The sequence below is a fragment of the Cellvibrio sp. genome (genome assembly GCF_053579595.1).
This window is the reverse complement of sequence record NZ_JBRFPI010000187.1, coordinates 1-8,606: the sequence shown is the minus strand read 5'-3', so window position 1 is coordinate 8,606 and position 8,606 is coordinate 1. Positions and strand designations below refer to the sequence as shown.

Sequence of the window (8,606 nt, the reverse complement as noted above, 5' to 3'; positions counted from 1 at the left end):
AATCACTGCGCTTTCGCGCCTGACCCCAGCTCGGCAAGGGCGCGCACTATACGAATCCGACACAGCGCACGCAAGCGTTATTTAGGGTTTATTTTTCTATGATTACACATGCGATTAATTAACAAACTTACCGGTTTTTATTTGGGCGCCTTGGGCATTTTTGATCTACCCGAAACAAAACTAAACAGCCAAGTCGCAGGTGCTGATAAGCCATAAATCACCGCTATAGCCAACACACCCTGCTGCTGATAAATAATAAGCGATGCAAAAACCAATACCACTAACAACATAAATGCAAATGGAACCCGCCCACGAAAGTTGAGCCCCTTAAAGCTGGTGTAGCGAAAATTGGACACCATCAACAAGCCGGTAAATGCAGTTAGCACCGCAATGCCCGCAGCCCACAAGCCAGTTGGCGCAGAATCAAACCAAACCCATACCGTCGCCGCGATAATTGCCGCCGCCGCCGGACTCGCCAACCCCATAAAGTACTTTTTATCCACCACACCAATTTGGGTATTGAAGCGTGCAAGACGCAACGCCGCACAGGCCGTATATACAAAAGCCGCCGCCCAACCCCAGCGCCCAAGATCATGTAGCACCCAACTGAACACCACCAACGCCGGTGCCACCCCGAACGAGACCATGTCGGCAAGGCTATCGTACTGCTCACCAAAGGCGCTCTGGGTATTGGTCATGCGCGCTACGCGCCCATCCATACCATCAAGCAGCATTGAACCGAATATCGCAATTGCGGCCTGAGCAAAGTTGCCGTGCATGGCGGAGACGATGGCATAGAAACCGCAAAACAATGCACCGGTCGTAAACAGATTAGGCAGAAGATAAACACCTCGATGCCTAACCTTCTTACCGTTCTCAGAAACTTCTTCCACATGATCACCAAAAGGCAGCGGACCTTCATGCTCAGCCGGATCCTGTTTGGAACTGTCATTATCGTGCTGATTCATACTTGCCTCTCCGATTGCGGGAGCGCCATTTTACACACTAAGAAACAAAAAACGCGGCCTGAGCCGCGTTTTTTATGAGCATCGACAACCCATTAGTTCTTGGATTGGTCAACAATCTTGTTGGCCTGAATCCAAGGCATCATGGCGCGCAACTTGGCACCAACCACCTCAATACCATGAGCCGCGTTGTTGCGACGAGCAGCAGTCATTGATGAGTAGTTAGTTGCACCTTCAAGGATAAACTTCTTGGCGTATTCGCCAGTTTGAATATCTTTCAACGCTTGACGCATCGCCTTACGCGACTCTTCGTTGATCACTTTAGGGCCAGTCACGTATTCGCCGTATTCAGCGTTGTTAGAAATTGAGTAATTCATATTGGCGATACCGCCTTCGAACATCAGGTCAACAATCAACTTCAATTCGTGCAAGCACTCGAAGTAAGCCATTTCTGGCTCGTAGCCCGCTTCAACCAGAGTTTCGTAACCCATTTTCACCAACTCAACTGCGCCGCCGCACAGAACAGCTTGCTCACCAAACAGGTCGGTTTCGGTTTCGTCTTTGAAGGTGGTTTCGATAATACCGGTACGGCCGCCGCCTACGCCTGATGCGTATGACAGAGCAGTATCTTTCGCCTTACCTGAGGCGTTTTGGAAAATCGCGATCAGATCAGGAACTCCGCCGCCGCGCACAAACTCTGAGCGCACAGTGTGGCCTGGTGCTTTTGGAGCGATCATGATCACGTCCAAATCTTTGCGTGGAACTACTTGGTTGTAGTGAATCGCAAAACCGTGAGCGAAAGCCAAGGTAGCGCCTTGCTTGATGTTCGGCTCGATCTCTTCTTTATAAAGTTTTGATTGGAACTCGTCCGGAGTCAGGATCATTACTACGTCAGCCGATTTAACCGCAGTCGCAACATCAGTCACTTTCAGGCCGTGAGCTTCAGCTTTCTTAACAGTCGCAGAGCCAGCGCGTAGACCAACAACCACATCAACGCCTGAATCTTTCAGGTTGCACGCATGCGCGTGACCTTGTGAACCGTAACCAATAATGGCTACTTTTTTGCCTTGGATAATAGAAAGATCGGCATCTTTATCGTAATAAACGTGCATAACAGACTCCTTAAAGGATGATGATTGCCGGAATTCAGCGGAACACTGAAGTACGGCTTGAATGAAAGGCGGCCAGTGTAGAGAAACACTGGCATCGCGTAAAATGATATATTCGCAATTCAATATTTCATTTTATGCAACGAGGTTATTTACAACTAACCATGGATATCGCCAAACTCCGCCTGTTTTGTAATCTCGCCAGCAGCCTCCACTTCGGGCGCGCCGCTGCCAGCTGCCATGTCAGCCCATCAACACTCAGCCGCAACATCAAGCAACTCGAAGACGATTTGGGCGTGAGCCTCTTTGTACGCGACAACCGCTCGGTGATCCTCACTCACGAAGGCGAACAATTTCTGGGGTTTGCCAAAGAAGTGATCCAACAGTGGGAGACATATCAAGAATCCCTACTGGCGCAGGCCGATCAACTGCGCGGCCAACTCAGCATTTATTGTTCGGTAACGGCAAGCTACAGCTTCCTTTATGAAATCCTCACCGAGTTCCGCGTTAAACATCCCGGCATTGCGATCAAACTCCACACCGGCGACCCGGCGCAATCAATCGAGCGAATTCTGGCGGGCGATGAAGATATCGCCATCGCCGCCAAACCTGACAAATTACCCGCAGGCATCAGCTTCAAACCCATCAACAGCTCGCCACTGATTTTTATCACCGCGAATAATGAAGATTGGCAAGGTAAAAGCTGGAAGGATATTCCGGTAATTATTCCCGAAGAGGGTTTAGCGCGGGAGCGATTAAATATCTGGTTCGACTCACTCGGCATCAAACCGAATATTTATGCGGAAGTAAAAGGCAACGAGGCAATTGTGAGCATGGTAAGTTTGGGGTTTGGTGTGGGCGTTGCGCCGCAAATTGTGGTAGACAACAGCCCCCTCGCCAACAAAGTAAAACGCTTTGATCCGCAACCGGATTTAGGCCCTTACGATACGGGTATTTGTGTGATGGAAAAACGCTTGAAAAGCCCGATTGTGAATGCGTTTTGGTTGCAGCTGGCGAATGACAAGTAACCCCTAATCGCAAACACCACTAATAGCCGACATCATCTACCAACAAACGTGTTTCCAATTTCTTGGCAAGCTTGATCAGCAGCTCGGTGTTGCTGGCAGCATCAAAACTGGCACTGCGCAATTCCAAGCCCGTGCGCGCATCTACCACACTTAACTCCACGCGATTAATCCCTTCCAAATCACTTACGCGACTTTCAATCACCCACTTAGCGCCAAACTCACTGAAGAAATAAGGAAAAGGATTTTGTGGGCGCGAATCTATGGCGGACTTGGAGACGAGTTTGATGTGAGGGTTATTCCGCAGCACACGCAATAAATTCTCATCCACTGCTTTTGCGACTACGCTAATCTGCGGACGATCATAACCGGTGGGCAATACTGCAACATTTATCTCGCTGATCAGTGACTGACCAATGAACCACATAATCCCTCCCGCCAATAAAAATGCAGCGACCACATAAAACAACACATGGCCAAATTGACGACTCATGTGATTGAGGACAGTCGGTGGAAACTCTGACTCATTTGGTGTTGACGATGTCTGTAATACCGATGCGCCACTTGCTACTTGCTCACTGGCCGGACAAGTCTCCTGTATCCAGCGATAACCGCGCTTGGGAAGTGTTTCTATAAACTTCGTTGATGCATCCAACTTGGTGAGTTGCGTGCGCACATCCGATACTGCACGGGTCAATACATCATCACTCACAATCTGATTTGGCCAAATTGCATCAAATAACTCAGCGCGGCTTACCATCTCACCTTGATGAACAATCAAATGCGTCAGCAGTTTTAAGTTGATAGGACTTAAGCGCTGGGTTTCACCGAGCGCATTTTTTACTGTGCCCAATACAAGATCGAACTCGAGCGCAGCGCAATTAAAAGTCGTGTGATTATTGTTTGTCATGTATGCAGTTTAGCAATTTAACCATCCCCGCAATATGAGGTTTGGACACGCAGGGGTTTTGCAGAGGTTTTCCTCAGATGCTTTCGCGATGCCCATGCGAGAGTTACAGTGTCATTTATTGAGGAGAATCCCATGAGTCACACAAGATCGCTGTTATTTAAGATTATCACGCGCGCCACATTCGTTATTGGATTAGCGCTAGCGATTATATTCATCCCCAACCTGTCGATTTTTGATGAAGAATTATTGCCGGAAATTACTGAACGCTTAAGTAATCCACCCAATCCCAATATAAACGGTAATGCCATCTACCCCCTCTATGGCATATCAGCCACAACCGGGAAAGATCCCGATGCAGTAGGAAAATCCGTCATCCAAAGCCTGCAATCAAAACATACCAAAGGGGAATTCGCCAACCTGACCCAAGACGAAAAAACTGCACTTTATGGCGGCGATGAAAAATGGGACGCAGAATGGCAAGCTGCCTATCCCGCAGCCGATTGTACTCCGCGCAAACAACCCAATTGTTTTAGCGAATTAATGGTCGATGTCAAACAAACCCCGCTCACCCACCCACGTCTTATCGCCCAGCTTAAGCGCTATCACAACATTATTCAGCTTCCTCACTTAATAGAGGAAACCCGACTAATGGATTACACATCACCCCTGCCAAATTATTACCTGCTAATGCAGCTAGGCAAACTAAGCCAAGCCAACGCCTACCAAGAAAAAGGGCTTGATGGATTAATTACCAATAGTGAGGCTGACATGCGTTTTTGGCGAATGGCGCTCGTCGATAGCCACACAACACTTGGGCGCATGGTAGCCATCGCCAGCTTGTACAGAAATGTAGCCGCACTTTCCCATGCAATAAAACAAGAGAGGGCGTTGTCCAGCACGCAGTTACAACATCTGCAAGCACTACTAAAACCGCTCACGACCCAAGAAGTGAATTTGGAAAAAGTGCTGGTGTCTGAACTCCGCTTTGGTGCAGAAAATTGGCAAACGGCACCTAAAACCATCCCGGAAGGCGAATCCATTATTTTATGGAGGTTAACGCAGCCTGTTGCAGCGATTAACTGGTTTTATCGACAAACACTGAAACCGGCTTTTGCGCTGAATCAACTGTCGGCTGTGGAATTTTATGAGCATGCGCAAACGCCCACAACCGCATTAGCATTTTCGCGCTTTAATCCCTACAACCTGGGAGGAAAAATTAATCTTGCGAAAAACTGGCAATACACTCCCTATATAGGCCGAGCGCATGACTTAGCGGGAATTTACTCGTTAGTATCCTTACAATTGGAATTAAAAACGATTGCAAAGCAAGATTGGCCAGCGATGATTAATTCATCCCACTACAAAAACCCTTACACCAAAAAACCTTTTGATTACGATGCCGCAACCAATTCACTAGGCTTCAGCTGTTTTTCTGCAACGGATATTTGCCTGATTCAACTATAAAATCCGGGTGATTATATTTATCAAATATCTGAGCCGAGGTTTGTATTCAGCTGAATACAAAATACATTAACGAAAAGGTTTACTTAAAAACGGCGAGCCAGCCAAACCAAACCGCCATGGCAAATCCATGGCTTTGGAAATACCAATACGTGGCCCGTGCACAACATCGACCGGCGCAAGGGCAGGCAACAATTGGAATGGTTTTTGCGCGAGGGAGCGACCATTGAATGCATGCACGATTTCCAACGCTTGACCAACACGCCCCGGCCCCGAGCAAAGCAAACGCTCTGTTTCAACACTGCGGCGCACACGCATGATATCCAATCCCTGGGTAGGCTGGACCGCACGAATTAAAATTCCGGCGCCGTGTCCTTCCGGTGCGCAGACAAAATTCAAACACCAGTGAATGCCGTAGGAGCGATAAACATAGGCGCAGCCGGGCGGACCATACATGGAAGCATTGCGCGCACTCGGGCCAGAAAATGTGTGGGATGCTGGCTCGGACTGATCGTAAGCTTCTACTTCAACAATAATTCCACCTACTCCATTCACAAAAAATTGCGCACCGATTAACTGCGGCGCAACTTCATGCGATGGAGCAGAGAAATCAACTATCGAAAAAATATTGTGCATTAGATTCCCATTTAGTTTGCATCAACAACCGAGGTCGATTGATTAACACTGTAATCGGGGAAACGGTACTCAGCTTGTGCCTTTTTCAAATCCATCAATAAAGCGTGCAACATTTCGGTTGACAATCCGTGAAGCACCAAACGATAGCCAGCGCGCAAGGTACTCATTGGCACCAGTGGATGCTTGTTGTTGAGCAGAACCAAATGCTGGGGCGAGTTTAAAATGGTCGCTACGTAGAGACCAATAGTTTCATCCAGTTGCAAAGAATTGGATGCGCGCCAGAAATCATTGTCAGTTAAAAACAATTGGTAGGTGGGAGTAAACATTTCAATGGCGGTTTGCAGATCTATTCCGTTGAGCTTTCCGCGTGGCATCGAATCCAGCGTTATTTCCGGTTCGTTAATCATACTGAAATCGGGCTGCGCAACTGGCGCAAGCTTTTTATCGGCATCGCGCAGCGCTTTACCCAGACGAATCACAAAATTAAATAGATTCAAGTCGTGTTTTAAAAACAGCTCATCTTTTAAATCGTCCAGATTCATTGGCTTGAGCGGAGAGGTTTCTACTGCAACCGGTGCGTTGGCAGCAATAAATTCCAGAATCTGTGCGCCCATATGAAAATGGCGCAGCACCAGCCAATTAGCTTCCGGTCGAACAAAATATTTCAACCCAGTAGCGAGAATCCAATGCAGTAGTTTGGATGCCGCCCAATTGCGTGGCACCACGACTTTAACAATCTGGATTAATACAATCAGTGTGCGTGCAATAGGGCGCACAAAGGGCAACAGAAATTGGCGCGAAGGGGTTTCCGAATCAGCGAGCCACGCCTTTTTAACATGGTCTGGCAACGGTGTACTTTGATCCAAATACAACGCGAGCCAAGGGCTGGGGTCGCGCGGATCAAATTCCGTTTGCAAAAACGTGGGTAGCTTTTCTGTTTTTTCTACATTATCCATTCGCTATGACTCCAGAATATGTTCGAACTGCATAAGATAAAGCTGTGCCGTGCGTTTGGCAGTGGCGATAATCGCGTTTGCGGCCTTTGGATCAATCGCCATCACCAGTTCAACTGCCGCCAACCAGCGCGCGAGGTGATGCTCATCATTCGCACCGTGGTATTCCAAAAAGCGAAATGCACTTGCAGGTAAATCCACTTGTTTGCGCAGCAAAGGCAAGAGCGCGGGTACGATACGCTGACCGGTGCCTTCAATGATATAAATTGCGCCCAATAATCCGATTGGATTTTTCGTCGCGGCGAGCGAATGCAAATAACTATTCAAGGCTTCGCCACCGGGATTGCGACGTAAATTATCGAGCGGTTCAGTGCCACCTGCCGCGCAATAATCTTCATACAAAATCTTAAAATCGTTTTGTTCTTCGCCGGCGTGGGTTTCAATTAATGCCGCCAGATCAGCATAGCTACCCGTGAGCGATGCAACGGCTTCGCGCATCCACTTACTACCCTCGCGCACCTGTGGCACCCACTGGGCAGTCCAATGGCGATAATCCTCCAACGCAAATTGCTGGCTCACCAATTTGTGGATAACCGGACTGCGCCACACCTGCGAGCGATAGTCGTGCCAAATGCCCGCCAGTGTGGTTAATACACTTTGTAAATGTTGCGGAGCAGATTGAGGATCATGAGGCGCTCCAATATCTGGCTGCGCAGTTTTTTCTGGTGTTGTCGATGTAATTACCGGAACAAAATTAGCAACAAAAGGCGTATCAGCCGCCTCCACTTCAATCAACATATAGGCCGCTGTCATACGGCCTGACTCGGGAATAAAACAAAATATTTTCTCGCCCGGTTTAACCTGATGCGTATCGAGAAATTCAGCGAGCATAATAAAAATGGATGCCGAACCGGTATTGCCGCGCGTGGTTAAATTGCTGTACCAGCGCTCGCGCGGAATCGTTAAGCCTGCTTTATCCAAGAGTTCTTCCACCACCGGAATAAAACGTGCAGATGAGTAATGGCAGAGGAAATGATCAATTTCGTCTGAAGTAACCCAACCATCGCGCACCAGTTTTACGTATTCGTGGATACTTACATCAAACAAATGCGGTAGCAGGCGAATATCCTGCCGCAGCGAAAGTGCACCCGCCGCTTCCGCCTCACTGGATGACGGAAAATCGAGAAAGGATTTGCTGCGGTCTTCAGTCAAACCCAACTGCATACATACGGGATAATCACCGGCAAAACTTTTTTGGTGAATCCAGTTTATTTTTAACCGCACACCGTTATTTGCTACTGGCCTATCAGTAAGCAACAAAGCACCTGCACCGTCGGATAACATCCAACGCAAAAAATGCGCATCAAAATCACTGTTATAGCCTCGCGGTGCAAAGCGGCTTTTTTTGAAAATGCGCGATGGCATTTCCGCTGTCGCAACTAACGCTTGTTGATGCGCCCCCAGTTCCACAGATTGTGCGGCATAAGCCAATGCAGAAATACCGGCGGCACACACCCCAAGGCTCGATAAAGTTTCCATCGGCGGCG

The 8,606-nt window shown here is 48.2% G+C and carries 8 protein-coding genes; 2 read left to right on the top strand and 6 right to left on the bottom strand.

The window, feature by feature from the left end; translation table 11 throughout:
• Positions 1-137 precede the first annotated feature (137 nt).
• Both pssA and ilvC read right to left on the bottom strand, forming a co-directional pair.
• Positions 138-968 (bottom strand): CDP-diacylglycerol--serine O-phosphatidyltransferase, encoded by an 831-nt coding sequence (gene pssA, locus ACWA6V_RS12475; protein WP_449522796.1) that lies wholly within the window; start codon positions 966-968, stop codon positions 138-140.
• A gap of 92 nt (positions 969-1,060) precedes the next feature.
• The gene (gene ilvC, locus ACWA6V_RS12470) at positions 1,061-2,200 is read right to left on the bottom strand and encodes a ketol-acid reductoisomerase (RefSeq protein ID WP_449522795.1); all 1,140 of its coding nucleotides are present in this window, start codon (positions 2,198-2,200) and stop codon (positions 1,061-1,063) included.
• 11 nt (positions 2,201-2,211) lie between these two features.
• Between ilvC and ilvY the strand changes: the two genes are divergently transcribed.
• On the top strand, positions 2,212-3,102 hold the full coding sequence (gene ilvY / locus ACWA6V_RS12465) for an HTH-type transcriptional activator IlvY (RefSeq protein ID WP_449522794.1): 891 nt from the start codon (positions 2,212-2,214) through the stop codon (positions 3,100-3,102).
• 19 nt (positions 3,103-3,121) lie between these two features.
• On the opposite strand, the gene ACWA6V_RS12460 is transcribed toward ilvY, so the two are convergent.
• The gene (locus ACWA6V_RS12460; protein ID WP_449522793.1) at positions 3,122-4,009 is read right to left on the bottom strand and encodes a winged helix-turn-helix domain-containing protein; all 888 of its coding nucleotides are present in this window, start codon (positions 4,007-4,009) and stop codon (positions 3,122-3,124) included.
• Positions 4,010-4,141: 132 nt separating this feature from the next.
• Here ACWA6V_RS12460 and ACWA6V_RS12455 point away from each other — a divergent pair, with 132 nt between their 5' ends.
• Positions 4,142-5,473, top strand: coding sequence for a hypothetical protein (locus ACWA6V_RS12455; RefSeq protein ID WP_449522792.1), 1,332 nt, complete (start codon positions 4,142-4,144; stop codon positions 5,471-5,473).
• A gap of 66 nt (positions 5,474-5,539) precedes the next feature.
• Here the strand turns inward: ACWA6V_RS12455 and ACWA6V_RS12450 are convergent, their stop codons facing one another.
• From ACWA6V_RS12450 to ACWA6V_RS12440, 3 genes are all read right to left on the bottom strand, one after another.
• Positions 5,540-6,106, bottom strand: coding sequence for a DNA-3-methyladenine glycosylase (locus ACWA6V_RS12450; RefSeq protein ID WP_449522791.1), 567 nt, complete (start codon positions 6,104-6,106; stop codon positions 5,540-5,542).
• Positions 6,107-6,117: 11 nt separating this feature from the next.
• Positions 6,118-7,062, bottom strand: a complete 945-nt coding sequence (locus ACWA6V_RS12445) for a DUF6999 family protein (protein WP_449522790.1) — start codon at positions 7,060-7,062, stop codon at positions 6,118-6,120.
• A gap of 3 nt (positions 7,063-7,065) precedes the next feature.
• The coding region (locus ACWA6V_RS12440) for an iron-containing redox enzyme family protein (protein WP_449522789.1) at positions 7,066-8,606 on the bottom strand (1,541 nt) is incomplete at its 5' end.

Bases quoted from the DNA above. Each gene is read 5' to 3' on its own strand.
- ACWA6V_RS12450 (WP_449522791.1), bottom strand. From the start codon at position 6,106: ATGCACAATATTTTTTCGATAGTTGATTTCTCTGCTCCATCGCATGAA.
- ilvY (WP_449522794.1), top strand. From the start codon at position 2,212: ATGCAACGAGGTTATTTACAACTAACCATGGATATCGCCAAACTCCGC.
- pssA (WP_449522796.1), bottom strand. From the start codon at position 968: ATGAATCAGCACGATAATGACAGTTCCAAACAGGATCCGGCTGAGCAT.
- ACWA6V_RS12455 (WP_449522792.1), top strand. From the start codon at position 4,142: ATGAGTCACACAAGATCGCTGTTATTTAAGATTATCACGCGCGCCACA.
- ACWA6V_RS12445 (WP_449522790.1), bottom strand. From the start codon at position 7,062: ATGGATAATGTAGAAAAAACAGAAAAGCTACCCACGTTTTTGCAAACG.
- ACWA6V_RS12460 (WP_449522793.1), bottom strand. From the start codon at position 4,009: ATGACAAACAATAATCACACGACTTTTAATTGCGCTGCGCTCGAGTTC.